22 protein-coding genes are annotated in these 23,890 nt (G+C 73.1%); 6 read left to right on the forward strand and 16 right to left on the reverse strand.

Annotation, left to right across the window (positions count from 1 at the left end; genetic code table 11):
• Positions 1 to 64: 64 nt before the first annotated feature.
• Both ACZDYF_RS06735 and ACZDYF_RS06740 read right to left on the reverse strand, forming a co-directional pair.
• Positions 65 to 511 (reverse strand): type II 3-dehydroquinate dehydratase, encoded by a 447-nt coding sequence (locus ACZDYF_RS06735; protein ID WP_475054942.1) that lies wholly within the window; start codon positions 509 to 511, stop codon positions 65 to 67.
• A 58-nt stretch (positions 512 to 569) separates the two neighbouring features.
• The gene (locus ACZDYF_RS06740) at positions 570 to 935 is read right to left on the reverse strand and encodes a hypothetical protein (protein WP_475054943.1); all 366 of its coding nucleotides are present in this window, start codon (positions 933 to 935) and stop codon (positions 570 to 572) included.
• A gap of 128 nt (positions 936 to 1,063) precedes the next feature.
• Here ACZDYF_RS06740 and ACZDYF_RS06745 point away from each other — a divergent pair, with 128 nt between their 5' ends.
• Genes ACZDYF_RS06745 through ACZDYF_RS06755 form a run of 3 tightly spaced genes read left to right on the forward strand, consistent with a single transcriptional unit; the run spans position 1,064 to position 4,517 of the window.
• On the forward strand, positions 1,064 to 2,527 hold the full coding sequence (locus ACZDYF_RS06745) for an MFS transporter (RefSeq protein ID WP_475054947.1): 1,464 nt from the start codon (positions 1,064 to 1,066) through the stop codon (positions 2,525 to 2,527).
• 17 nt (positions 2,528 to 2,544) lie between these two features.
• Positions 2,545 to 3,696, forward strand: a complete 1,152-nt coding sequence (locus ACZDYF_RS06750; protein WP_475054950.1) for an alpha/beta fold hydrolase — start codon at positions 2,545 to 2,547, stop codon at positions 3,694 to 3,696.
• On the forward strand, positions 3,693 to 4,517 hold the full coding sequence (locus ACZDYF_RS06755; RefSeq protein WP_475054952.1) for a glycerophosphodiester phosphodiesterase family protein: 825 nt from the start codon (positions 3,693 to 3,695) through the stop codon (positions 4,515 to 4,517). The genes ACZDYF_RS06750 and ACZDYF_RS06755 overlap by 4 nt, the downstream gene beginning before the upstream one ends.
• An 87-nt stretch (positions 4,518 to 4,604) precedes the next feature.
• Here the strand turns inward: ACZDYF_RS06755 and aroB are convergent, their stop codons facing one another.
• The 3 genes from aroB to aroC all read right to left on the reverse strand — a co-directional run bounded on the left by aroB (position 4,605) and on the right by aroC (position 7,592).
• Positions 4,605 to 5,720 carry a 3-dehydroquinate synthase gene (aroB, locus tag ACZDYF_RS06760; RefSeq protein ID WP_475055471.1) on the reverse strand — a complete coding sequence of 372 codons (1,116 nt, stop codon included), beginning with the start codon at positions 5,718 to 5,720 and terminating at the stop codon, positions 4,605 to 4,607.
• 80 nt (positions 5,721 to 5,800) lie between these two features.
• A complete protein-coding gene (locus ACZDYF_RS06765; protein WP_191790456.1) occupies positions 5,801 to 6,373 on the reverse strand; it encodes a shikimate kinase in 573 nt (190 codons plus the stop codon).
• A 1-nt stretch (position 6,374) separates the two neighbouring features.
• The gene (aroC, locus tag ACZDYF_RS06770) at positions 6,375 to 7,592 is read right to left on the reverse strand and encodes a chorismate synthase (RefSeq protein ID WP_475054954.1); all 1,218 of its coding nucleotides are present in this window, start codon (positions 7,590 to 7,592) and stop codon (positions 6,375 to 6,377) included.
• A 169-nt stretch (positions 7,593 to 7,761) separates the two neighbouring features.
• Between aroC and ACZDYF_RS06775 the strand changes: the two genes are divergently transcribed.
• Positions 7,762 to 8,481 carry a prepilin peptidase gene (locus ACZDYF_RS06775; protein WP_475054956.1) on the forward strand — a complete coding sequence of 240 codons (720 nt, stop codon included), beginning with the start codon at positions 7,762 to 7,764 and terminating at the stop codon, positions 8,479 to 8,481.
• Positions 8,482 to 8,509: 28 nt separating this feature from the next.
• Here ACZDYF_RS06775 and ACZDYF_RS06780 read toward each other — a convergent pair whose 3' ends face one another.
• From ACZDYF_RS06780 to ACZDYF_RS06815, 8 genes are all read right to left on the reverse strand, one after another.
• Positions 8,510 to 9,391 carry a shikimate dehydrogenase gene (locus ACZDYF_RS06780; protein ID WP_475054958.1) on the reverse strand — a complete coding sequence of 294 codons (882 nt, stop codon included), beginning with the start codon at positions 9,389 to 9,391 and terminating at the stop codon, positions 8,510 to 8,512.
• The gene (gene mltG / locus ACZDYF_RS06785) at positions 9,388 to 10,530 is read right to left on the reverse strand and encodes an endolytic transglycosylase MltG (protein WP_204808997.1); all 1,143 of its coding nucleotides are present in this window, start codon (positions 10,528 to 10,530) and stop codon (positions 9,388 to 9,390) included. Before mltG ends, ACZDYF_RS06780 begins: the two co-directional genes overlap by 4 nt.
• Positions 10,531 to 10,585: 55 nt before the next feature.
• Positions 10,586 to 11,116, reverse strand: a complete 531-nt coding sequence (ruvX, locus tag ACZDYF_RS06790) for a Holliday junction resolvase RuvX (RefSeq protein ID WP_475054959.1) — start codon at positions 11,114 to 11,116, stop codon at positions 10,586 to 10,588.
• Between the two features lie 11 nt (positions 11,117 to 11,127).
• Positions 11,128 to 13,821 carry an alanine--tRNA ligase gene (alaS, locus tag ACZDYF_RS06795; protein WP_475054961.1) on the reverse strand — a complete coding sequence of 898 codons (2,694 nt, stop codon included), beginning with the start codon at positions 13,819 to 13,821 and terminating at the stop codon, positions 11,128 to 11,130.
• Between the two features lie 148 nt (positions 13,822 to 13,969).
• Positions 13,970 to 14,308 carry a hypothetical protein gene (locus tag ACZDYF_RS06800; RefSeq protein WP_191790462.1) on the reverse strand — a complete coding sequence of 113 codons (339 nt, stop codon included), beginning with the start codon at positions 14,306 to 14,308 and terminating at the stop codon, positions 13,970 to 13,972.
• On the reverse strand, positions 14,308 to 14,688 hold the full coding sequence (locus tag ACZDYF_RS06805; RefSeq protein WP_191790463.1) for a DUF948 domain-containing protein: 381 nt from the start codon (positions 14,686 to 14,688) through the stop codon (positions 14,308 to 14,310). Before ACZDYF_RS06805 ends, ACZDYF_RS06800 begins: the two co-directional genes overlap by 1 nt.
• A 142-nt stretch (positions 14,689 to 14,830) precedes the next feature.
• A complete protein-coding gene (gene rpsD / locus ACZDYF_RS06810; RefSeq protein WP_191790464.1) occupies positions 14,831 to 15,457 on the reverse strand; it encodes a 30S ribosomal protein S4 in 627 nt (208 codons plus the stop codon).
• A gap of 287 nt (positions 15,458 to 15,744) precedes the next feature.
• A complete protein-coding gene (locus ACZDYF_RS06815; RefSeq protein WP_475055475.1) occupies positions 15,745 to 17,241 on the reverse strand; it encodes a replication-associated recombination protein A in 1,497 nt (498 codons plus the stop codon).
• A 135-nt stretch (positions 17,242 to 17,376) separates the two neighbouring features.
• Here ACZDYF_RS06815 and ACZDYF_RS06820 point away from each other — a divergent pair, with 135 nt between their 5' ends.
• Positions 17,377 to 19,692, forward strand: a complete 2,316-nt coding sequence (locus ACZDYF_RS06820; RefSeq protein ID WP_475054966.1) for an MMPL family transporter — start codon at positions 17,377 to 17,379, stop codon at positions 19,690 to 19,692.
• A gap of 130 nt (positions 19,693 to 19,822) precedes the next feature.
• Here ACZDYF_RS06820 and ACZDYF_RS06825 read toward each other — a convergent pair whose 3' ends face one another.
• Positions 19,823 to 20,668 carry a GNAT family N-acetyltransferase gene (locus ACZDYF_RS06825; RefSeq protein WP_475054967.1) on the reverse strand — a complete coding sequence of 282 codons (846 nt, stop codon included), beginning with the start codon at positions 20,666 to 20,668 and terminating at the stop codon, positions 19,823 to 19,825.
• Positions 20,665 to 22,497: an aspartate--tRNA ligase gene (gene aspS, locus ACZDYF_RS06830; RefSeq protein WP_364073234.1), complete on the reverse strand. Its 1,833-nt coding sequence runs from the start codon at positions 22,495 to 22,497 to the stop codon at positions 20,665 to 20,667. The genes ACZDYF_RS06825 and aspS overlap by 4 nt, the downstream gene beginning before the upstream one ends.
• 136 nt (positions 22,498 to 22,633) lie before the next feature.
• Between aspS and ACZDYF_RS06835 the strand changes: the two genes are divergently transcribed.
• Positions 22,634 to 23,101: a PPOX class F420-dependent oxidoreductase gene (locus ACZDYF_RS06835; RefSeq protein WP_475054969.1), complete on the forward strand. Its 468-nt coding sequence runs from the start codon at positions 22,634 to 22,636 to the stop codon at positions 23,099 to 23,101.
• Positions 23,102 to 23,132: 31 nt separating this feature from the next.
• On the opposite strand, the gene ACZDYF_RS06840 is transcribed toward ACZDYF_RS06835, so the two are convergent.
• The gene (locus ACZDYF_RS06840; RefSeq protein WP_475054970.1) at positions 23,133 to 23,888 is read right to left on the reverse strand and encodes a hypothetical protein; all 756 of its coding nucleotides are present in this window, start codon (positions 23,886 to 23,888) and stop codon (positions 23,133 to 23,135) included.
• Positions 23,889 to 23,890 lie beyond the last annotated feature (2 nt).

Here is a 23,890-nt window from a genome sequence, read left to right on the forward strand (position 1 = left end):
CCCTCTCACAAGGGCGAAGGCTTGATTCACCCGAATCAAGCCCACAGACTTGGGCCAGGCGAATCTAGACCGCGAGCTTCGACACGATCGCGAGGACCGCCAGGCGGTACGAGTCAAACCCGAACCCGGCGACCGTCCCCGTCGCCACCCCGCCGATGACCGAGTTGTGCCGGAACTCCTCGCGCGCGGCCGGGTTGCTCAGGTGCACCTCGACCAGCAGCAGGCCCGCCTTGGTCACCTGCGCCGCCGCGTCGCGCAGGGCGTACGAGTAGTGCGTGAACGCGGCGGGGTTGAGCACCACGTGCGCGCCGTCGTCGACCGCGCCGTGCAGCCACCCGACCAGCTCCGACTCGTCGTCCGTCTGACGCACCTGCACCTCGAGGCCGTTCTCCGCGCCCCACCGCCCCCCCGCCGCGACCAGGTCGGCATAGGAGGCCGCCCCGTAGACGTCGGGCTCGCGGACGCCCAGGCGACCGAGGTTGGGACCGTTGAGGATCAGGACACGAGTCATGCGCAGAGCCTAGCGGGGAGGGCGCGGCCGTGGCCGTGACCGTCCATGCCCGGCCGGCTCACGAACGGGCCAGGAACGTCCAGCGAACGTCGCGATGGCGCCAGATCTCGCGCCGAGCCAGCACCTCCACGGACAGCTCGACCCGGGGACGGGGGCCGAGCAGCATCTCGAGCTCGTCGACGATCTCCTCGAGATCTTCCTGAGCCTTCACGGTCCGTCGCTTGAGCACGCCGAGGAGCGTGAGGTCGTACCCGTCGACCCGGACGCACAGTGCGACCGCGTTGCGAGGAACCAGCCCGAGCGACGCCTGCGCCACCTGCGCGACGACGTAGTTCTCCCAGACCGGGGCTCGGCCCGGGTCCTCGGGCGTCGGCATGGCCAGGGCACGTCCGCCGGGGCCGTCGCCCTCCGCTCGATCTCCCACGAACGCCACCCTTTCTGCACGGGGCACCGGCCGCCGCAGCGCGGCCGGGCAAGGTGCCCCGACCGTACAGCAGGCCCCGTCCCCTGAGCGTTCACCCTCGCGCCCGCCGGACGGTCTACGATGCGCGCGTGCCAGATCACACGAACGTGACCCCCGCCACATCCGACGGCGACGCCCCCAGCGCCCCCGACGCAGGCCACGGCTCCCCCGCGCCCCGTCCTGCGGTCGGTCGCCGCCAGGTCCTCGCCTGGTCGCTGTGGGACTGGGGATCAGCCGCGTTCAACGCCGTCGTCACGACCTTCGTCTTCACGCGCTGGATCACGAGCGACGCGTTCGTCGAGGCAGGCGCGGCCGACCCCCAGGCCGTCATGGCCGACCACACCGCGTGGCTCGGGTGGGGGCTCACCATCGCCGGAGCCCTCATCGCCCTGCTCGCGCCCGCGCTCGGGGCGCTCGCGGACGCCTCGGGCCGGCGCAAGGTGTGGCTCGGGGTCAACACCGCGGCGACCGTCGCGGCCATGGTCGCGATGTTCTTCGTGCAACCGACCCCCGGGTCGCTGTCCGACGCCGTGATCCTGGGCGTCGTGCTGCTCTCGGCGGGCAACGTCTTCTTCGAGCTGGCCTCGGTCGCGTACAACGCACTGCTGCTCGACATCTCCACGCCGCGCACGATCGGGCGCATCAGCGGCATCGGCTGGGGCGCCGGGTACGTCGGCGGGATCGTGCTGCTGCTCGTGCTGTTCGTCGGCTTCATCAACCCCGAGGTCGGCTGGTTCGGGATCACGGGCGCCGACGGCATGGACATCCGCGTCAGCGTCCTGCTGTCCGCCGTGTGGTTCGCGGTGTTCGCGATCCCCGTGCTCCTCGCGGTCCCCGAGTCGCCGCGCCGCGGAGGATCGGCCCCCATCGGCGTCGTCGGCGCCTACCGCAAGCTCGGCCGCGACCTGGTGCACCTGTGGCGCACGCGCCGCTCGACGCTCGGCTACCTCGTCGCGAGCGCCGTCTACCGCGACGGCCTGGCGGGCGTCTTCACGTTCGGCGCCGTGATCGCGTCGGGCACGTTCGGCTTCAGCGCGAGCGAGGTCATCGTGTTCGCGATCGCGGCGAACGTCGTCGCGGGCCTGTCCACGATCGCGGCCGGCTGGCTCGACGACAGGATCGGCCCGCGACGGGTGATCCTCGGCTCGCTCGTGGGCCTCGTGATCTCCGGCACGGCGGTCTTCGTCCAGCACGACGGCGGCGCGAACGTCTTCTGGCTGTGGGGTCTGCTGCTGTGCGCGTTCGTCGGTCCGGCCCAGTCCGCGAGCCGCGGCCTCCTCGGACGGATCAGCGACGAGGGCCGCGAGGCCGAGGCGTTCGGCCTGTACGCGACCACGGGGCGCGCGGCGAGCTTCCTCGCCCCGATGGCCTTCGCGACCATGGTCGCCGTGTCCGGCCAGCAGTACTGGGGCATCCTGGGGATCGTCGCCGTGATCCTCGTGGGTCTCGTGCTCATGCTCTTCGTGCGCTTCCCCGCCGGGGACGGCGTGGACGGCGGCAAGGACCTCGCGGCGGTGCCTGCGGGGGCGGCAGGGTCGAGCACGGAGGTCTGAGGATGGTGGAGCCGGTCATGACGGCCACGGCAGGAACAGGGCTGCCGTGGGAGCCCGACCGGCTGCTCGCCGGGTTCGAGGCCGCGACCCTGCCCACGGGAGGCCCCCTGCCCGCGGCGAGGAACGGCCTCCTCGCCCTCGTCCCTCCCCTGCCCCACCGGGCCGCGAGCGCCGCCACGGACCGTGACGCGGACCCCGGAGCCGTGACGGTCCCCGAGCCCGCTCCTGCGCCCGTCGCGACGCTCGTGAGGCGTGCGCACGGCATGGGCATGGGCACGGGCGAGGCGGGCTTCTCGGACGGCGGTCCGCGTGGCGTGTTCCTGCACGTGCACGGGTACAACGACTACTTCTTCCAGGAGCATCTGGCGCGGGCGGTCGAGGATGCGGGCTTCGCGTTCCTCGCGGTGGACCTGCGCGGCGCGGGTCGGTCGTGGCGCCCGGGGCAGGTGCCGCACTTCGTCGAGGACCTGCGGGAGCCCGCGACGGACCTGTCGGTCGCGGTCGCTGCCGTCCGGGGTCTGCACCCGGGGCTGCCGGTCGTGGTGCACGCGCACTCGACGGGTGGGCTCGTGGCGCCGTTGTGGGCGCACGCGCACCGTCGTCAGCGGCTGATCGACGCTCTGGTGCTGGACTCGCCGTTCCTCGACCTCAACTCGAGCTGGTTGAACCGGACGATCGCCACCCGGGTGCTCGACGCCGTCGGGCCGTGGTCCCCGCTCGCCGTGCTGAGCGCAGCGCCCTCGGCGTACGCGGCGCACCTGCTGGCCGCGAACGGGGGCCGGTGGGAGTTCGACCCGACGCTCAAGCGCCCCGAGGGTCTGCCCGTGCGGGCGGGGTGGTTGCGCGCGGTGCGCCAGGGGCAGGCACGGCTGGCGCGGGGGCTCGACGTCTCGTGCCCCGTGCTGGTCGCGCACTCGGCGTCCTCGGGGCCCGACGACCTGGACAACCCGCTGCTCGACTCCCAGGACACGGTCCTGGACGTCGCCCAGATCGAGCGGCTCGCCCCGCGCGTCGGGGCCGACGTGACGGTCCGGGCGATCGAGGGCGGGGTACACGACCTCACGCTCTCGAGGGACGGCCCCCGGCTCGCCTACCTGGACGCGATGCTGGGCTGGCTCGGTGATCGGGTCGGGCCGGGCGAGGGGCACGCGGCGGGGGCCTCCCGGTGAGCCGTACCGAGGCCCGCGGCGGACGCCCGGGTGCCTGGCACCATCCCTACCTCGACTCCCCCACGGGGTTCGTCGCGCTCGCGCACCGCGGCTTCTCTCGGGACGGGCTCGAGAACTCCCTCGCGGCGTTCGCTGCGGCCCGGGACCTGGGCTTCCGCTACGTCGAGACCGACGCGCACGCGACGTCCGACGGCGTCGCGGTCGCCCTGCACGACGCTAGCCTGGACCGCACGACCGACGGCGCGGGCCTGGTCGCGGACCTGCCCTGGGAGGCGGTGCGGCGGGCACGGATCGGCGGGGTCGAGCCCGTGCCGCTCCTGGAGGACGTCCTGGGCACCTGGCCGGACCTGCGCGTGAACGTCGACGTCAAGGCGGACTCCGCCGTCGGGCCCGTCGCGGCGGCGATCGAGCGCACGCGCGCGCACGAGCGGGTGTGCGTGACGTCCTTCTCCCCCGCGCGGCGCCGCCGGACGGTCGCACTCCTCACCCGGCCCGTGGCGACCTCGACCGGGACGAGCGAGGTCGCCACGTTCCTGCTCGCCGCCCGGGCGGGCGCCCCTCGGGGCCCGTTCGGCGCCGTCGCCTCGTGGGCGCTGCGGGGCGCGGACTGCCTGCAGGTCCCCGTCGGGCAGGGACGTGTGCGGGTCGTGGACGCCCGGACGGTGGCCGCCGCGCGCGCAGCGGGACGCCAGGTGCACGTGTGGACCATCAACGACCCGGTCGAGATGGCGCGGCTCCTCGACCTGGGCGTCGACGGCATCGTGACCGACCGGGCGGACCTGCTGCGCGACGTGCTGACCGCGCGGGACCGCTGGGGCTGACCGGCCCTCCACCCGGGACGACGAACGGCCCGCCTCCCCGAGGAGGCGGGCCGGGTCACGTGCCGCAGGATGCCCGACGGCGGCGCGTCAGAGGGCGATCGGGCCACCCCTCGGGGCGTCGATCGAGATCTCGGCGTACGCAGCGGCGAGCAGCGCCGGGTCCGGACCCTCGAGGCGCCCGGGCTTGGCCAGGCCGTCGAGCACGACGAAGCGCAGCATGTCGCCGCGGGACTTCTTGTCGCGTCGCATCGCGGACAGGAGCTGCTCCCAGCGGTCGCCACGGTAGGTCAGCGGCAGTCCGAGGCTGCCGAGGATCGCGCGGTGGCGGTCCACGGTCTCGTCGTCGAGGCGCCCCGCGAGGCGCGCGAGCTCGGCCGCGAAGACCATCCCGACCGACACGGCCGCGCCGTGACGCCACGCGTAGCGCTCGGTGAGCTCGACCGCGTGGCCCAGGGTGTGCCCGTAGTTGAGGATCTCGCGCAGGCCGGCCTCCTTGAGGTCCTCGCCCACGACGCGCGCCTTGACCGCGACCGAACGCTCGATGAGCTCGACGACCACGGCCCACGTCGAGGCAGGCACCTCGGCCCCGCCCCAGCTCTTGAGCTCGTCGACGTTCTCCTCGACGAGCTCGAGGATGCGTGGATCGGCGATGAAGCCGGTCTTGACGATCTCCGCGAGCCCGGCGACGAAGTCGAACTTGGGCAGCGACTCGAGCGCCGCGACGTCGCACAGGACCCCCGCGGGCGGGTGGAACGCGCCCACGAGGTTCTTGCCCTCGGCCGTGTTGATGCCCGTCTTGCCGCCTACCGCCGCGTCGACCATGGCGAGCAGCGTCGTCGGGACGTGCACGACCTTGATGCCGCGCAGCCACGTCGCGGCGACGAAGCCCGCGAGGTCGGTCGTGGCGCCACCGCCGACCGAGACGATCGCGTCGCTGCGCGTGAAGTCGGCCTGCCCGAGCACCTGCCACAGGAACGCCGCGACCTGCGCGGTCTTGGCCTCCTCGGCGTCCGGGACCTCGGCGATGTACGCCTCGTAGCCGACCGCGAGCAGGTCCTCGCGCACCGTGTCCGCGGACGTCGCGAGCGCGGACGGGTGGATCACGAGGACGCGGCGGACGTCCGGACCCAGCATCGAGGGCAGCTCCCCGAGCAGGTGGCGCCCGATGAGCACGTCGTAGGGCTGGGCGCCCTCGACCCGCACGCGGGCCGGGGTCGCCGGGGTGCCCTGCGGGGTCGCAGCGCTGAGGGACGGCCCGTCGGTCTCGGTCGTCTGCTGGTCGTTCACTGCTCGCTCCTCGTCTGGTCGGCCGCGACGTCCTGGGACGTGCCGCCGAGCGCTGCTTCGATCTCCCCGGCCACCTGGCGGGGGGTGCGCGCGTCCGTCACGACCCGCACCGTGGCGAGCCGCTCGTAGACGGGTCGGCGCTGCTCCATGAGCGCCTGCCACCTGGCCCGGGGGTTGCCGAGCAGTAGTGGCCGCGCCTGGTTGAACCCGACCCGCGGGCCCGCGTGGGCCAGGGAGACGTCGAGGAAGACCACGACTCCCCCCGCGGCCGAGTAGGCCTCGAGGGCCGCCTGGGAGTGCTCGTCGAGGACGGCGCCACCCCCCAGGGCGAGGACGCCCTCGTGGACCGCGAGCGCCTGGGTCACGGCCTCGCGCTCGAGGCCGCGGAAGTGCGGCTCGCCGTCCTCGAGGAAGACGTCCGCGACGGTCTTGCCCGCGAGGACCTCCACGTCGGTGTCGGTGTCGCGCGCCGCGAGGCCCAGACGCTCGGCCAGGACGCTCGCGACCGTGGACTTGCCGCTGCCGGGAGGGCCGATGAGGACGACGCGGGGGCTGCTGCTCGTGGTCATCTCAGCGCAGCAGCTCGGGGACCGACGCCAGGTAGCCCTCGACGTTGCGGCGGACCTCGGAGACCGAGTCGCCGCCGAACTTCTCCAGGACGGCCTCGGCGAGGACGAGCGCGACCATGGCCTCGGCGACCACGGCGGCGGGCGGCACGGCGCACACGTCCGAGCGCTGGTGCTGGGCCTTGGCGGGCTCGCCCGAGGCGACGTCGACCGTCGCGAGCGCGCGGGGGACGGTCGAGATGGGCTTCATGGCCGCGCGCACGCGCAGCACCTCGCCGTTGGACATGCCACCCTCGACGCCGCCCGCACGGTTGCTCAGACGGTGCAGGTGACCGTCCTCGCCGCGCACGATCTCGTCGTGCGCCTGGGAGCCGCGACGGCGTGCGGTGCGGAAGCCGTCGCCGACCTCGACGCCCTTGATGGCCTGGATCCCCATGAGCACGGCCGCGAGGCGAGCGTCGAGGCGACGGTCCGACTGCACGTAGGTGCCCAGCCCCGACGGGACGCCGTACGCCAGGACCTCGACCACGCCGCCCAGGGTGTCGCCGTCCTTGTGGCACTCGTCGATCTCGGCGACCATCGCCGCGGAGCTCGCGGGGTCGAAGCAGCGCACCGGGTCGGCGTCGAGCCGCGCGACGTCGTCGGGCCGCGGGAGGGCCGTGCCCTCGGGGACGTCGACCGTGCCGATGCCCACGACGTGCGAGACGAGGCGGATCCCGACGGCCTGCTCGAGGAACTTGGCCGCTGCCACCCCGAGCGCGACGCGGGTCGCGGTCTCGCGGGCCGAGGCGCGCTCCAGGACCGGACGCGCGTCGTCGAACGCGTACTTGCGCATGCCGATGAGGTCCGCGTGCCCGGGACGCGGGCGTGTCAGGGGTCGGTTGCGGGCGATCTCCCGCACGTCACCCGTCCCGGCGTCGACCTGCAGGGCCTCGGCGGGCACGGGGTCCGCGCTCATGACGTCGACCCACTTGGGCCACTCGGTGTTGCCGATCTCGATCGCGAGCGGACCGCCCTGCGTCAGCCCCAGGCGCAGGCCCGCGAGGATGCGGACCTCGTCCTGCTCGAACTTCATGCGCGCACCGCGCCCGTACCCGAGGCGGCGGCGCGCGAGCGCGTCCTGCACGTCCTTCGTCACGAGCTCGACCCCTGCGGGCAGCCCTTCCAGGATGCCGACCAGCGCCGGACCGTGCGACTCACCCGATGTCAACCAACGAAGCATGAGCAGAATCCTCCCACGTCACCCGGCGCGGCCCCGAACCCGACCGCAGTGCGGACCGCCCGGCGGGGCGGCGCCCGGACGCACGGGGTCGCGGCCGGGCGCACGGGCGTGTCGACGGGCCTGTGGACGGCGCCCGCCCCGGCGCGGCCCGCTGCGCTAGGTTCGCCGGGTGACGAACGCAGGGGGCGGGGGTCCGGTCGACGCGCCGGGGCAGGACGGTTCCGTCGAGACGAGCCCGGACGCCGGCGCCCCGGACCTGCCGGACCTGGCGAGCGCGCGTCGGCCCGTCCGGATCTGGCGCCGGGCCGTGGACGAGGTTCGCCCGCACCGTCGCGCGGTCCTCGCGGTGACGGCGGTGGCCGTGCCCGCCACGGTCGTGGGGGCGTGGGCCGCGGGCCACCCCGTGGTGGCGCTTCCCGCGGCCGGATACCTCGCTCTCGTCGGGTCGGCGCTTGCCGTGATCGACGCCCGCACGCACCGCCTCCCGGACGCCCTGGTGCTGCCGTCCTACCCGGTCCTGGCGGCGCTGCTGGGTCTTGCCGGCCTGCTCGGGCCCGACGGCGGTGCGCTCGTCCGCGCCCTGGCCGGCGGTCTGGGTCTCTACGGCGCGTACTTCCTGCTGGCCCTCGCGCCGTCGGGGCTGGGCTTCGGAGACGTCAAGCTCGCCGGGCTGATCGGCGCGATGCTCGCGTGGTGCGGGTGGGCCGAGCTCGCCGTGGGGGCGAGCTCGGCCTTCTTCCTCGGCGGTACCTGGGCCCTCGTCCTGCTCGCCACGAGGCGGGCAGGACGACGTTCGGCGATCCCGTTCGGCCCGTTCATGCTCGCGGGCGCGCTCGTCGGTCTGATCGGTGGTCCCGCAGTGCTCGATGAGGCGCTGCTGCTGGGCTGAGCGCACAGCGCCAGCCGCGGCCCCGGTCTCAGATCCTGGCGGTGCTCGGTGCGAGGGCAGCCTCGAGGGCCTCGGCCATCGCCGCGAGCGGCGCGACGTGCCCCGTCATCAGACGCACCTGCTCGGCGGCCTGGTGCAGGAGCATGCGCTCGCCGCCCACCACGGTGGCACCGGCGTCCGCCCAGGCGCGGGAGAGCGCCGTCGGGCGCGGGTCGTAGACCACGTCGAGCAGGACGCCGCGGGGGCCTGACGCCCCGGCGGCGGACTGCACGGTAAGGGCGTCCGCGACCGGGTCCGCGGCCCGTGAGGGCAGCGTCGAGACGACGACGTCCGCCTGCGCCACGAGCCGCGACGCTTGGTCGAGCACCGCGAAGCGTGGGGCGACCCCCATGCGGTGCGCGGCACGCTGCAACCCGCCCGTGCGCCCGAGCGACCGCACCAGGACGGTCGGGGCCGTGCAGCCGAGCTCGGCGAGCGCGGCCAGCGTCGAGGCCGCGGTCGCGCCCGCCCCCAGCACCACGGCCGAGCCGACCGGGCGGTCCCCGAGCCCCTCGCGCAGCGCGGCCACGAGGCCGTGGACGTCGGTGTTGGCGCCCACGAGCGTGCGCACCGAGCCCGTGGGCTGGAACAGGACCGTGTTCACGGCACCCACGACGCCCGCGAGCGGCTCGACGTGGTCCAGGAGGGGCAGGACGACCTGCTTGAGCGGCATGGTCAGGCTCAGCCCGGCCCAGCTCTCGTCGAGCCCTTCCACGAACGACGCCAGCTCCTCCTCGGTCACGTCGACCGCGGAGTACTCCCACCCGTCCAGCCCCAGCGCGCGGTACGCGGCCGAGTGCAGGACGGGCGAGAGCGAGTGGGCGACGGGGTGGCCCAGGACAGCAGCGCGACGAGCGGCGCCGACCGTCACGGGTTCTCCTTCTGCCACTGCCTGAGCTCCGCGCGGTACCGCTCGTGCTCGGCGTTCGTGGACGAGAACTTGGTCTCACCCGTGTCGAGATTGACCGCGATCCAGAAGATCCAGTCGCCCGGCTCCGGGTTGAGCACGGCCTCGATCGACTTCATCCCCGGGGAGGCGATGGGGCCGGGCGGCAGCCCCTTGTGCTTGTAGGTGTTGTAGGGGTTGCTCGCATCGGCGAGGTCCGTGGTGCTGAGAGTCACCCCCGACCGGCCGAGGCCGTACGCCACGGCAGCATCGATGTCGAGGGTCATGTCCCGCTCGAGACGGTTCTGGATCGCCCGCGCCATCTTGGGGCGGTCCTCGTCGGCCTTTGCCTCGCGCTCGACCAGTGACGCCTTGACGATCACCTCTTCGCGGTTCTCGGCCGGGACCCCGAGGCTGTCCAGGTTGGTCGTCGTCTGCAGGATCATGTTGGAGATGATCGTGGCGGCGGTGTCGTCCGGCTGCAGGAGGTAGGTCGCCGGGAAGAGCCACCCCTCGTAGTTGCCGCCCGCTTCCGCCGGAAGACCCACCGCGGCGGGGTCGGCCATGGCGGCCTCGAACTCCTCGCGCGGCTTGCCCGTGACGGACACCGCGGTGTCGAGGATCTGGGTGACCGTCCGGCCCTCCGGGACCGTCAGCTTCATCTCGTTCTTGCTCTCCTTCGAGAGCAGCAGCGTGATCGCGGCAGACGCCTTCATCTCGGTGAGCAACGTGTAGTTGCCCGGCTGGATCTTGCCGGCGTCCGGGTTCTCCTTGAAGGCCTTGACGAAGGCGCTGACCGACTTCACGACCCCCGCCTCGACGAGCGTCTCCCCCATGGCCGTACCGGTCGACTGCGGCTCGATCGTCACGTCGACGGGGTCGACGCCCTGGCCCTCGTAGTCCGCGGCGCTGAACGGGTTCTCGAAGCCCAGCAGGCTCGAGGCATTGGTGGCCAGGTAGTACCCGGCCCCGCCCACGAGGACCAGCGCGAGCACCACGATCAGGGTGCGCCGTCGCCGTCGCTGCGCGCGCTTCTTCGCGGCGCGACGGTCTCGGCTCCCCGAACGGGTCGCCCGCGACGGTGGTTGTTGCTGCACCGGCGGGCGGTCGAATAGGTCGGTCACGGGAGGCTGCCTCCTGACGGGTGTGCGCGCGGCGGTCCTTGCCACGACGCAACGATCAACGTTCTACGTACTCTCCGGCGCGCGCCCCCGCGCTCCGCTCGCGGTCCAGAGCGGTCTGGAGGATGATAACCGCCGCCGCCTGGTCGACGACAGAGCGCTGCTTGCGCCCGGCGCGCCCCGAGGCCCGCAGCGCCTGGTGGGCGCTCACGGTCGTCATGCGTTCGTCGACGAGGTGCACCGGGACCGGTGCGACGGCACGTGCCACCAGTCCAGCGTACGCACGTGCGAACGCGGTGGCGGCACCTTCCGCGCCGGAAAGGTGCCGAGGAAGCCCGATGTACACCACACGTGCACCCCGTTCCTCCACTTCGGACGCGATCCGCGCGACGTCCGCCGGGAACGTGCCCGACGGCGTGTCGGGGCCGGAGGGGGCGGTCTTCATGTCCCGTGGCAGGGTCTCGACGGGGGTCGCGATGAGGCCGTCAGGGTCGCTCGCGGCGAGCCCGACACGCACGCTGCCCACGTCGACGCCCAGGCGGGCACCCCTCGGGAGAGGGGTGCCCGCCTGGTGGTCGTCGATCGTCATCGGGTGCGCGCTCAGAGTGCCGAGGCGACGTCGTCGCGGATGCCCGCGAGAGCCGCCGGGAGGGCGGACACGTCGGTGCCGCCGCCCTGGGCCATGTCGTCCTTGCCGCCACCGCCGCCGCCGAGCACGCCCGACGCCTTCTTCGCGAGCGCGCCCGCGCGCAGTCCCGCCTCACGAGCGGGTGCGTTGGTCACGATCACGACCTGCGGACGCTCCTTGCTGACGCCGGCGATCGCGACGACGCTCGGGGCCGAGTCCGCGAGACGGCCGCGCACGTCGAGCGCCAGGGCGCGCAGGTCGTCGGCCGAGGCCACCTCCCCCGCGTCGTGCACCACGACTCGCACGGTCCCGACGGTCTCCGCGGCGGCCGCGAGGTTCGCGGCGGACGCGAGGAGCTGTGCCTGGCGCAGCGCCGCGAGCTCCTTCTCGGCGTCGCGCAGGCGTGCCACGAGCGAGCCCACCCGGTCCGGCAGCTCCTCGGTGCGCACGTTCAGCAGGCCCGTGAGCTGCCCGACCAGGGCGTGCTCCTTGGCCTGGAAGCCGTAGGCACCGTCGCCGACGAGCGCGTCGACGCGGCGCACGCCCGAGCCGATCGAGGACTCGCCGAGCAGCGTGACCAGGCCGAGCTGCCCGGACTGCTTGACGTGCGTGCCCGCGCACAGCTCGCGCGACCAGTCGCCACCGATCGAGACCACGCGCACCTGGTCGCCGTACTTCTCGCCGAACAGCGCCATGGCGCCCAGGGCGCGGGCCTCCGCGATGGGCATGACCTTGTCCGTGACCTCGAGGTTCTCGGCGAGCTGGGTGTTGACCCGCTCCTCGACCTCGGACAGCACGCCTGCCGGCACCGCGCTCGAGGCGCGGAAGTCGAAGCGGATGCGGCTCGGCGCGTTCTCCGAGCCGGCCTGCGTCGCGTCCTTGCCCAGGGCCTCCTGGATGGACTTGTGGATCATGTGCGTCGCGGTGTGGGCGCGGCTGATCGCCTTGCGGCGGGCCGTGTCGATCTGCGCGGTGCCCGGGTCGCCCAGCGCCACGACGCCCTCGACGAGGCGTCCGCGGTGCACCGAGAAGCCCTTGATCGGGCGCTGCACGTCGTCGACCTCGATGGTCGCGCCGCCGTCGAGCACGATCGTGCCGTGGTCGGCGAGCTGGCCGCCGGCCTCGGCGTAGAACGGCGTGCGGTCGAGGACGACCTCGACGTCGGCCGGGGCCGTCGCGGCCGGGGAGGGCACGCCGTCGACCAGGAGGCCCACGACGTTGACGGACGCCGTGGCGTCCGTGTAGCCCAGGAACTCGACCGGGCGGGCGAGCTCGCTCTGCAGGGCCTCGTAGGCCGCGGTGTCGACGCCGCCCGTGCGCTTGGCGAGCGCGTCGGCGCGCGCACGGGTGCGCTGCTCCTGCATGAGGGCGCGGAACGCCTTCTCGTCGACCTGGACGCCCTGCTCGGCGGCCATCTCGAGGGTCAGGTCGATCGGGAAGCCGTATGTGTCGTGCAGGGCGAAGGCCTGGTCGCCGGGCAGCACGGGCGTGCCGCCCGAGCCCGCGTTCGTCTTGGCGGCCGCGACCGCGGTGTCCAGGATCGTGGTGCCCGAGGTCAGGGTGCGGCGGAACGCCTCCTCCTCGGCGTAGGCGATCTGCGAGATGCGCTCGAAGTCGGTGCCGACCTCCGGGTAGGAGGCCTGCATGGCGTCGCGCGAGACGGGGAAGAGCTGCGGCAGCGCGGGGTCCTCGACGCCCAGCAGGCGCATCGCGCGCACCGAGCGGCGCAGCAGACGGCGCAGCACGTAGCCGCGGCCCTCGTTCGAGGGGCGCACGCCGTCGCTGATGATCATGAGGGCCGAGCGGACGTGGTCGGCGACCACGCGCATGCGCACGTCGTCGTCGGTGTCCGCACCGTAGCGCTTGCCCGAGAGCTCCTGGGCCGCCGCGATGACGGGGAAGACCTCGTCGATCTCGTACATGTTGTCGACGCCCTGCAGGACGAACGCGACGCGCTCGAGCCCCATGCCGGTGTCGATGTTCTTCTTCGTGAGCTCGCCCAGGATGGGGAAGGACTCCTTGGTCCCGCCGTCGCCGCGCTCGTACTGCATGAAGACGAGGTTCCAGATCTCCAGGAACCGGTCGCCCGCGAGGTCCACCGCGGGGCCGCCGTCGGGGCCGTACGCCGGGCCGCGGTCGTAGAAGATCTCCGAGCAGGGACCGGCAGGCCCGCGGGCACCCGTGGACCAGTAGTTGGGTCCCATACCGAGGCCTTGGATGCGCTCGTCCGGCAGCCCCGCGATCTTCTTCCAGAGCTGGCGCGCCTCGTCGTCCTCGTGGAAGACGGTGACCCAGATCTTGTCCTCGGGGATGCCGTACCCGCCGTCGTCCTGCGACCGCGTGATGAGGTCCCAGGCGTAGGTGATCGCGCCTTCCTTGAAGTAGTCCCCGAACGAGAAGTTGCCGTTCATCTGGAAGAACGTGCCGTGGCGCGTGGTCTTGCCCACGTCGTCGATGTCGAGGGTGCGCACGCACTTCTGCACGCTCGTCGCACGGGCCCACGGCGCCGTCTGCTCGCCCGTCATGTACGGGATGAACGGCACCATGCCCGCGATGGTGAACAGGGTCGAGGGGTCCGGCGAGATGAGCGACGCCGAGGGCACGACGGTGTGGTCCTGGGCGGCGAAGTAGTCGAGCCAACGCTTGCGGATCTCGGCGGTACGCATGATGTCCTTCGGAAGTCGGTGATGGAACGGCCCGGGGCACGCCGCAGGGGCGGGCGACACCGGCTAGAACAAGTATGTTCCCGACGTGCTTCCCTCCCGTCCCGCGACGCAGGTCGCGCGGCGGGGGGAAGCAGGCCCGGTGGGTGGATCAGTAGAACGAGTACCCGAGGAGGTCCTCGTCGTCGGCGCCGGGTTCCCCCGCCCGCTCGCGGCGCGCAGCACGGGCCGCGCGCACGTCGTCGGGGTCCGGCTGGCCCTCGGCGAGCAGGGACGCGAGCAGCTCGGCCTCACGCGCGTCGCGCGCGGTGCGGAACTCCTCGCGGAAGGTCCGGGCGAAGCTCGTGGCCTTCTCCCCGATCGTGTTGACCTGGTCGGTGGCCTGGTCCACGAGCGAGGCGGGCGCGTAGCGCGCGACTACCTGGCGTCCCTTGACGACGACGACCACGGTGATGGCGACGCCGACGCCGACCCAGAAGACCCGACGCATCAGCGACCGGTCCGAGGTCCGGAGCCCGAACGGCCCGAGGCCCGCGCGAACGCCTGGCGCACGCCGTACGTGAACGCCGCGACCTTGACCAGCGGCGCACCGAAGGTCGCCGCGTACAGCCCCGTGAGGGCCGAGACGTTCTCGCTGACCTGCGCGGCCGACGTCGTGATCGTGTCGACCTTCACGAGCTGGCTGTTGGTCGTCGCGACGGTCGTGGCGGCCTCGTCGAGGATCGGCACCGAGTGGTCCGTGACCTCCTTGATGCTCACCCGGGCCTCGTCGAGCACCCGGCCGAGCTTGACCAGAGGAACCGCGAGGACCCCGACCAGCAGCACGAATGCGATGGCGGCGATCAGCCCGGCCACATCTCCTACGGACATCTCCTGCTCCTCCTTCGACGGCGCGACGCGACGGACGGCACGCCTCGCGAAACCTTACCCGGATGCACGAACGCCTCGCTCCCCGTCGAAGCGGTGAGCGAGGCGTTCGTGCACGGCGCGCGGCAGCAGCCGCGCAGGAGGATCAGCGAGCGTAGTACTCGACGACGAGCTGGACCTCGCAGGTCACGGGGACCTCGACGCGCTTGGGGCGACGCACCAGGACGGCGCTCAGCTTCTCGAGCTGGACGTCGAGGTAGGCCGGGACGGCCGGCAGGACGTCGCGGTGCGCACCGGCGGCGGCGACCTGGAACGGCGTGGTGGCCTGGCTCTTCGGCTTGACCTGGATCGTCTGACCCGGCTTCACCTTGAACGAGGGGCGGTCGACGATCTTGCCGTCGACGAGGATGTGGCGGTGGCCGACGGCCTGGCGCGCCTGGAGGATGGTGCGGGCGAAGCCCGAACGCAGCACGAGCGCGTCGAGACGCGTCTCGAGGTTCTCGACCATGGCCTCACCGGTCAGACCGGCGTCCTTGCGAGCGTCCTCGTAGGCGCGAGCCATCTGCTTCTCGCGGAGCGCGTACTGGGCGCGCAGACGCTGCTTCTCACGAAGACGCACCGCGTAGTCCGACTCGGTGCGGCGACGGGCGCGGCCGTGCTCACCGGGCGGGTAGGGGCGCTTCTCGAAGTGCTTGACTGCCTTGGGCGTGAGCGCGAGGCCCAGCGCGCGGCTCAGGCGAACCTGGCGGCGCGAACGAGTCACTGAAGACACAGTGTGTTCCTGTCCTGTCGTGTGTACTTGACGTCACACCCGTGCGGATTGCCGGGTGCGGGACCAGCCGATGAGCCCGCCGCGATCCGTGAGGATGCCCACCCGTCGACGCGAGTCGAGGATGACGTGCGGGGCTGCGGGGCCGAGGTCCCAGGCGGTTGCCGCTGCCCTGACGGGCGGAGACAACCTGAGAAGTCTACCGCACCGGGCGCGACGCCCGGTCCCTCGCTGGCCACGCTGCACGGCGCGGGACCCGCCAGGTGCCGCCAGGTGCCGCCGGGTGCCGGTCAGTCCCCGAGGATCTGCCGGATCCGGTCGAGGCGCTCGGTCACCGACCGCTCGAACCCGCGGTCGGTCGGTGTGTAGTAGCGCGTGCCCTGCAGGACGTCGGGCAGGTACTGCTGGCGCGCGACCGCGTGCGGGGCGTCGTGCGCGTACTTGTACCCCTTGCCGTGCCCCAGCTCCTTGGCCCCGGCGTAGTGTGCGTCGCGCAGGTGCGCGGGCACCGTCCCGACCTTGCCCGCGCGCACGTCCGCGAGCGCCGCGTCGATCCCGAGGTAGGCCGCGTTGGACTTGGGTGCGGTCGCGAGGTGCACGACGGCCTCCGCGAGGATGATCCGGGCCTCGGGCATCCCGATGAGCGCGACGGCCTGGGCGGCCGCGACCGCGGTCTGCAGCGCGCTGGGATCGGCCATGCCGACGTCCTCCGCGGCCGAGATGACGATCCGCCGGGCGATGAACCGCGGGTCCTCCCCCGCGGCGATCATGCGCGCGAGGTAGTGCAGGGACGCGTCCACGTCGGAGCCGCGCACGGACTTGATGAAGGCGCTCGTGACGTCGTAGTGCTGGTCGCCGTCGCGGTCGTAGCGCACGGCGGCGACGTCGATCGCCCGCTCCATGGTCTCGAGGTCGACGACCACGGTCCCGTGGTCCTCGCCGGGCGTCCCGGCGGCCTCGTCCTCTCCCGGTGAGCCGTCCTCTCCCGGCGCGTCGTCCTGCCCGACGGCGTCGCTCGCGTCCGGCGCGTCGTCGTCGGGCCGGGCGGTGGTGCGCACGGGCGCGTCCGGGAACTCGGAGAGCGCGGCGCCCGCGGCGGCCTCGAGGATCGTCAAGGCCTTGCGGGCGTCGCCGCCCGCGAGGCGGACCAGGTGCTCCTCGGCCTCCTCCGCGAGGGCGACGGCCCCGCCGAGCCCGCGCTCGTCGACCAGTGCCCGGTGCACCAGGGCGCGCACGTCACCCGACGTGAGGGGCTTGAGCGTGAGCAGGAGCGAACGCGAGAGCAGCGGGGAGTTGACCGAGAAGCTCGGGTTCTCGGTCGTGGCCGCCACGAGCGTGACCCAGCGGTTCTCCACGCTGGGCAGCAGAGCGTCCTGCTGGGACTTGGAGAAGCGGTGGACCTCGTCGATGAACAGGACCGTCTCCTCGCCGCCGGTCGCGAGGCGCCGACGCGCGTCGTCGATGACCTGACGCACGTCCTTGACGCCTGCGGTCACGGCCGAGAGCTCGACGAAGCGCCGACCCGAGGTCGTGGCGATCAGGTACGCGAGGGTCGTCTTGCCCGTGCCCGGCGGGCCCCACAGGATGACCGAGCCCGGCGCAGCGCGCGAGGCCCCCGGCCCGTCCACCTCGATGAGGCGACGCAGCGGCGAACCGGCGACGAGCAGGTGCTCCTGGCCGGCGACCTCGTCGAGCGCGGCCGGACGCATGCGCACGGCCAGCGGCGCGCCCGGTCCCGGGCGGGGGGTCCCCTGGGTGCCTGAGGTCGCGGCGTCGAACAGGTCCATCCCGGGAAGCATGTTCCGAGCCTACGCACCACCACCGACACTCCTCGACACGGCCCGCGCCGCACTCCGTGAGAGCTGCCCGCCCACACTGTGCACGGCCCGGCACGGCCCGGCGCGAGGTGCGATGCTGACGGGGTGTTCGAGAGCCTTGGCCGCGCCGTCGCCCACCGTCCCCGTCTGACCGTCGCCGTCTGGGTGGTGCTGACCGCCCTGGGGTTCGCCCTGGCCGTCGTGGGCGTCCACGGCGAGAGCCTGTTCGACCGCCTGACCACGGGCGAACCGTCGGTCCCCGGCTCGCAGAGCGAGCGCGGCACCGAGATCCTCACCGAGCAGACCGAGACGGGCGAGACGGTCTCGCTGCTCGTGAGCGGCGTCGACCCCGCAGACCCGGCCGTCGCCGAGGCCATGGCCCCCGTGCACCAGGAGCTCGCCGCGGTCGCCGGGGTCGAGACGGTCGTCGACCCGTACGTGATCCCCGGGGGCGTCACGACCGAGGCCGCACAGTCCCTCGTCGCGGCCGACGGCGACGGGTTCGTGCTGTCCGTGACGCTCGAGCCGGGCCTCGACGAGGACGCCCAGGCCGCGGCGGCGACCGACGTCGTCGGGATCCTCGAGGCCGTGCCCGCGGACCTCGCCGACGTGGCCCCGGACGCGACCGGGCTCGTGTCGAGCAACGACCTGATCGTCGAGGCCATCACGTCCCAGGTCGAGAAGGACCTCACGACGGGCGAGATGATCGCGCTGCCCATCGCGCTGCTCGTCATGGTCCTGGTCTTCGGCGGGTTCCTCGCGGCCGCGATGCCCATGGCCGGGGCCATCGCCTCGATCGGTGCCGGGCTCGGCGTCCTCCTGGGCCTGTCCTACCCGTTGACCATCGACGCGTCGGTCGTGAACGTCGTGACGCTGCTGGGCCTGGGGCTCTCGATCGACTACGGGCTGCTCATCGTGTCGCGCTTCCGTGAGGAGCTGCACGCCCTCGACGACGCGTCACCCGGTCGCGCCACGCCCTCCGGGGACGCCACGCCGGGCACGGATTCCGGGCCCGGCGTGGCGGGTGGGTCCCCGACGGCCCGCGGGACCCGGCGCTCGCGGCGCCGCGACGCCGACGTGACCACCGCCGTCGTGCGCACCATGGCCACCGCCGGGCGCACCGTGGCCTTCTCGGCGCTGACCGTCGCGATCTCGATCGCGGGCCTCATGGTCTTCGAGCCCGACATCCTGCGCGCCATCGGCGCCGCCGGGCTGGCCGTCATCCTCATCGCCGTCGCGACCGCGATGACCCTCGTGCCCGCCCTGCTCGCGCTCGCGGGCCACCGGCTCATCCGGCCCGGCGTCCTGAGCAAGGTCCCCGGGCTGCGCGCCGTCCTGGCCCGTACGGCCGACGTCCAGTCCGACGAGGGCTTCTTCTCCCGGCTCACGGGCCGCGTCCAACGCCACCCGGTCTGGGTCATGCTCGCCACCGTCGCCGTCCTGGTGGTGCTCGCGCTGCCGGTGCTCGGCCTGCAGATGCGCAACTCGGGCATCGAGCTGCTGCCCCAGAGCTCGCCCCAGCGCGAGTTCGTCGACGAGCTCTCCACCCAGTTCCCCGCGTCCGCGAGCGCCGACGTCCGCGTCGTGACCGACTCCACGCCCGAGGAGGCCCAGGCCTGGGCCGACGACATCGCGGGCCTCGACGGCGTCGAGCGGGTGGACCCTGCGGTCCCCGTCGGCGACGACCACGCGCTCGTCGGGGTCCACCTCGACGCCGCCGACGCGGGCGGCCCCGAGGCCGTGGCCGTCGTGGAGGAGCTGCGCGCCCAGGACCCCGGGTTCACGTTCTACGTCACGGGGCAGGCCGCCGGGCAGGTCGACTTCCGGGCGGCGCTCGCGGACCGGGTGTGGTGGGCCGTGGGGATCGTGGTGGTCGCGACGTTCGTGCTGTTGTTCCTCATGACCGGCTCGGTCCTCATCCCGGTCAAGGCGCTCCTGACGAACGCTCTGTCCCTCGCCGCGTCCCTTGGCGTGCTGGTGTGGGTGTTCCAGGAGGGGCACCTGGAGGGGCTGCTGGACTTCTCGTCGGCGGGCGGCATCGAGACGTACGTCGTGGCCCTGGTGATCGCGTTCGCGTTCGGGCTGGCCATGGACTACGAGGTGTTCCTGCTGTCCCGGATCAAGGAGCTGCACGACGCGGGCCTGTCCAACGACGAGGCCGTGCGTCTGGGGCTGCAGCGATCGGGGCGGATCATCACGTCGGCCGCGGCCATCATCATCGTGGTGTTCGCGGGCTTCGTGTTCGGCGAGCTGCTCGTCATCAAGGAGGTCGGCTTCGCGCTGGCCGTGGCGGTGTTCATCGACGCGACGATCGTGCGGATCCTGCTGGTGCCCGCGACCATGACGCTGCTGGGCCGGGCCAACTGGTGGGCACCCAAGCATCTGAGGTGGCTGTACTCGAAGTTCTCGATCACGCACTGACCCGGGTGAGCGTGCCCGGTCGCCCGGGTGCCGAGCGGCGGAGCAGCTCGGTGCGGAGCAGCTGTCGAGAACGACGGGCGTTCGGCGACGACTGCTCCGCACTCAGCGGGACAGGTGGGGCGGGCGCGGCTCAGTGCCGGCTCTCGAACTCCTGCACGACGGCGTAGCCCAGGCGCGTGTAGACGCGGCGGGCGGCGTCGTTGTCGGCATACATGCCCAACGTCACCCAGTCGGACGCGTCGAGCCCGGCACGGGTCACGACGGCCGTGGTGGCCGCGGCGATGCCGTGCCCACGCCACGCCGGGTCGGTCGCGATGCTGCCGAGCGACCACGGGGCTCCGGGGACCGCCTGCCGGGCGCCGACGACGCCGCGCAGCACCCCGTCGGGGTCGCGCCAGCCCCACCAGCGCGTCAGCGGGTCCTCGGGGCTCATCTCCGCGAGCGGGTTCGCCACGTCCAGGCACGCGCGGACCTCGGCCGCCGCCGAGGGGCCGGTCAGCGCCTCGACGCGCTCCTCGCCCGGCTGGGGGGCGGGGGCCTCGCGGGTCGCGAAGAAGTCCCACGTCGAGACCGACTTCTCGCTGTCGGGCTCGCGCAGGATCGTCGGCAGGTCCTCGCTCGCGCACCGGTCTCCCAGGACCGTGAGGGTCCCGCGCGGCAGGCCCGCGCTCACGACGTGCTCCCCGAGCTCACCGTCCTGGGCCACGCGCGCCAGCAGGGTCGCGATCGCCTCGGGCGAGCCCATGCCCCACAGGCCGACACGCTCGTGGTGAGCGCCGCCGTCGGGCACCTGCCCCTCACCGAGAGGGACGGGCGCCGCCACGCTCAGCACGCACGCGTGCTCGTCCTGCCACACCCCGCGCACGTCCCACTCGGGGAGGTCCACCAGGACAAAGGGGTGGGAGGCCCACCGGTCCGTCAGACCGGTCGAGCCTCCCAGCGTCCTTGCCTGCGTGCGGGTGTCCGGGGCGCTCACGCCTTCCCGGCGGCGGCAGGAGCGTCAGCGGCCTCCGCCGCTGCGTCCGGCGCGGGCGCGGCCTTGGGCTTCGCGTCGACGCCCGCCTCCTTGCGCTGCTGCGCCGTGATGGGCGCGGGCGCCTGCGTGAGCGGGTCGAACCCGCCGCCCGACTTGGGGAACGCGATGACGTCGCGGATCGACTCCGACTTCGTCAGCAGCGCCACGATGCGGTCCCAGCCGAACGCGATGCCGCCGTGCGGCGGGGCGCCGAACGCGAAGGCGTCGAGCAGGAAGCCGAACTTCTCCTGGGCCTCCTCCTCGCCGATGCCCATGACCGCGAACACACGCTCCTGGACGTCACGGCGGTGGATACGGATCGAGCCGCCGCCGATCTCGTTGCCGTTGCACACGATGTCGTACGCGTACGCGAGCGCCTCGCCCGGGTTCTGCTCGAACGTGTCGATCCACTCGGGCGTGGGCGAGGTGAACGCGTGGTGCACCGCGGTCCAGGCCGAGTTGCCGAGGGCGACGTCGCCCTCGTCGGCGGCCTCACCCGTGGGCTTGAACAGCGGGGCGTCGACGATCCAGACGAACGCCCAGGCGTTCTCGTCGATCTGCCCGGTGCGCTTGGCGATCTCCTGGCGGGCCGCGCCCAGCAGGGCGCGCGACTCGTTGGTCCGGCCCGCCGCGAAGAACACCGCGTCGCCCGGCTGGGCGCCGGTCGCGTCGCGCAGGCCCTCGCGCTCGGCGTCGGACAGGTTCTTGGCGACCGGGCCCGCGAGGGTCCCGTCCTCCTGGAACGTCACGTACGCCAGGCCCTTGGCCCCACGCTGCTTGGCCCACTCCTGCCAGGCGTCGAACTGGCGGCGCGGCTGCGAGGCCCCGCCCGCCATGACGACGGCGCCCACGTACTCGGCCTGGAAGACGCGGAACGGGGTGTCCTTGAAGTAGTCCGTGAGCTCGACGAGCGGGTTGCCGAAGCGCAGGTCCGGCTTGTCCGACCCGTACAGGCGCATCGCGTCGTGGAACGTCATGCGCGGGATGGGCGTGGGGATCTTGTACCCGATGAGGTCCCACAGCGCGACGAGGATCTGCTCGCCGAGCGCGATCACGTCGTCCTGCTCGACGAAGCTCATCTCGACGTCGAGCTGCGTGAACTCGGGCTGGCGGTCCGCGCGGAAGTCCTCGTCGCGGTAGCAGCGGGCGATCTGGTAGTAGCGCTCCATGCCCGAGACCATGAGCAGCTGCTTGAAGAGCTGTGGGGACTGCGGCAGCGCGTACCAGGACCCGGGGGCCAGGCGCGCGGGGACCAGGAAGTCGCGGGCACCCTCGGGCGTCGAACGCGTCAGGGTCGGAGTCTCGATCTCGACGAAGTCCTGCTCGTCGAGCACGCGGCGCGCGGCCTGGTTGGCCTTGGCGCGCAGGCGCAGGGCGTGGGCCGGGGTGGGGCGGCGCAGATCCAGGTAGCGGTGCTTGAGGCGCGCCTCCTCGCCGATGACCTCGGTGCCCTCGAGGGCCGTGGAGACCTGGAACGGCAGGGGCGCGGACTCGTTGAGCACGACGACGTCGCTCACCACGACCTCGACCTCACCCGTGGGGAGGTTCTTGTTCTCGTTGCCCTCGGGGCGACGGGAGACCACACCGGTGACCTGGAGCACGAACTCGGCGCGCAGCGGGTGCGCGATCGACTCGTCGCGGATGACGACCTGGGCGATGCCCGAGGCGTCGCGCAGGTCGATGAAGGCCACCCCACCGTGATCGCGGCGACGATCGACCCAACCGGTGAGGGTGACGGTCTGACCGATCTGCTCGGCCCGCAGGGAGCCGGCTGTGTGGGTGCGAAGCACGGAGAGAGTCCTTCCGGAACATGCCGGGGCGCACAGTGGCGTCCCGGGATGGGAGTGGGGAGTGCGCAGACGACGCACTCGGACGAGTCTAGTCTGTGGGCGGACCACGTTCAGGAGAACCCACCGGGAGGCACCCATGGCCAGGCGGATCGCGACCACGGACCGGATCGGACGCGCGGAGCTCGTCGCGTTCCTGCGCGCCAACCGGCGGGCCGTGCTGCTCACCCGGCGCGCGAACGGCGCCCCGCAGATGAGCCCCGTCACGTACGGGGTCGACGCCGAGGGGCGCGTCGTGGTCTCGACCTACCCCGACCGCGCCAAGGCCGTGAACCTGCGGCGCGACCCCGCCGCGTCGCTGTGCGTCCTGGGCGAGGACTTCGACGACGCCTGGGTCCAGGTCGACGGCACGGCCGAGGTCATCGACCTGCCCGACTCGGTCGAGCCCCTCGTCGAGTACTACCGGTCGGTCGCCGGGGAGCACCCCGACTGGGACGAGTACCGCCAGGCCATGGTCGCGCAGGGCAAGTCGCTGCTGCGCGTGACGATCACGGGTTGGGGCCCCGTGGCCACGGGCGGTTTCCCGGCACGGCTCGCGCAGGACTGAGCGCGGGCCGTCATGGCCCGGCGCGAGATGGTCAAGCGCTCGACGTCCCGCGCGACGCGTGCCGGACGACGTACTCCGGTCCGACGTCCACGGACAGCCACGCCCACTCCGACTTCGCGTCGTACGGCTCCCAGGAGACGGCGCACGCGAGGACCACGACCTCGCCGTCCTCGAGCGCGGGCAGGTTCCACTCGAGCCCGGGGCGCTCGGCGGTTCCCCGCTGGTCCTTGGCCGCACGTGGCAACCCGAGCCTGCGCGGCACGTCGTCCACCAGCGACAGGTCGCTCGCGAGCCCGGGGTAGTCGGACCTCCATCGCGCGGGACACAGCCCTCGGAGAACGAGGCCCCAGAGCCCCTCGCTGTCCGGCCCGCCGATGACCAGCTCCGTACGACCGTCGTCGGCCGCGAGCGCCGCGAGGTGCTGTCCGTCGACGATCCCGACGTCGAGCCCGACGCGTCGATCAGCCATCTGGACGCGCAGGCTCGTCTCGACGAGCGCTCCCAGCGCCTGGACGCGCCAGGCGACTCCCCAGGTCGTGGCCGGAGACCTTCCCTCCTTGTCGAAGGTCGGCAGGGGCGTGAGGATCTGCTCGAGCGACCAGGAGGGGCCGCGACGGTGCAGCAGCCGGCCGCCGGCAGGCAGGGCGAACGCGGAACCAGGAGCGCTTCCCGTGTCTCTCCCGGCGCACCGAGCGGACAGGACGACGTCCCCGAACGGGGTCCGGACGTGCGACGCCACGTCCCCCAGGGCAGGCAGCCCACGAGAGGTCGGCCAAACGAGTGTCATGG

The organism is Oerskovia sp. PE-21s, assembly GCF_056158145.1.

What these genes read in the sequence shown, in the direction of transcription:
- ACZDYF_RS06735 (WP_475054942.1), bottom strand. Translation starts at nt 511, where the DNA reads ATGACTCGTGTCCTGATCCTCAACGGTCCCAACCTCGGTCGCCTGGGC.
- ACZDYF_RS06750 (WP_475054950.1), top strand. Translation starts at nt 2,545, where the DNA reads ATGACGGCCACGGCAGGAACAGGGCTGCCGTGGGAGCCCGACCGGCTG.
- ACZDYF_RS06765 (WP_191790456.1), bottom strand. Translation starts at nt 6,373, where the DNA reads ATGACCACGAGCAGCAGCCCCCGCGTCGTCCTCATCGGCCCTCCCGGC.
- aroC (WP_475054954.1), bottom strand. Translation starts at nt 7,592, where the DNA reads ATGCTTCGTTGGTTGACATCGGGTGAGTCGCACGGTCCGGCGCTGGTC.
- ruvX (WP_475054959.1), bottom strand. Translation starts at nt 11,116, where the DNA reads ATGACGATCGACGACCACCAGGCGGGCACCCCTCTCCCGAGGGGTGCC.
- alaS (WP_475054961.1), bottom strand. Translation starts at nt 13,821, where the DNA reads ATGCGTACCGCCGAGATCCGCAAGCGTTGGCTCGACTACTTCGCCGCC.
- ACZDYF_RS06800 (WP_191790462.1), bottom strand. Translation starts at nt 14,308, where the DNA reads ATGCGTCGGGTCTTCTGGGTCGGCGTCGGCGTCGCCATCACCGTGGTC.
- ACZDYF_RS06805 (WP_191790463.1), bottom strand. Translation starts at nt 14,688, where the DNA reads ATGTCCGTAGGAGATGTGGCCGGGCTGATCGCCGCCATCGCATTCGTG.
- ACZDYF_RS06815 (WP_475055475.1), bottom strand. Translation starts at nt 17,241, where the DNA reads ATGGACCTGTTCGACGCCGCGACCTCAGGCACCCAGGGGACCCCCCGC.
- ACZDYF_RS06835 (WP_475054969.1), top strand. Translation starts at nt 22,634, where the DNA reads ATGGCCAGGCGGATCGCGACCACGGACCGGATCGGACGCGCGGAGCTC.
- ACZDYF_RS06840 (WP_475054970.1), bottom strand. Translation starts at nt 23,888, where the DNA reads ATGACACTCGTTTGGCCGACCTCTCGTGGGCTGCCTGCCCTGGGGGAC.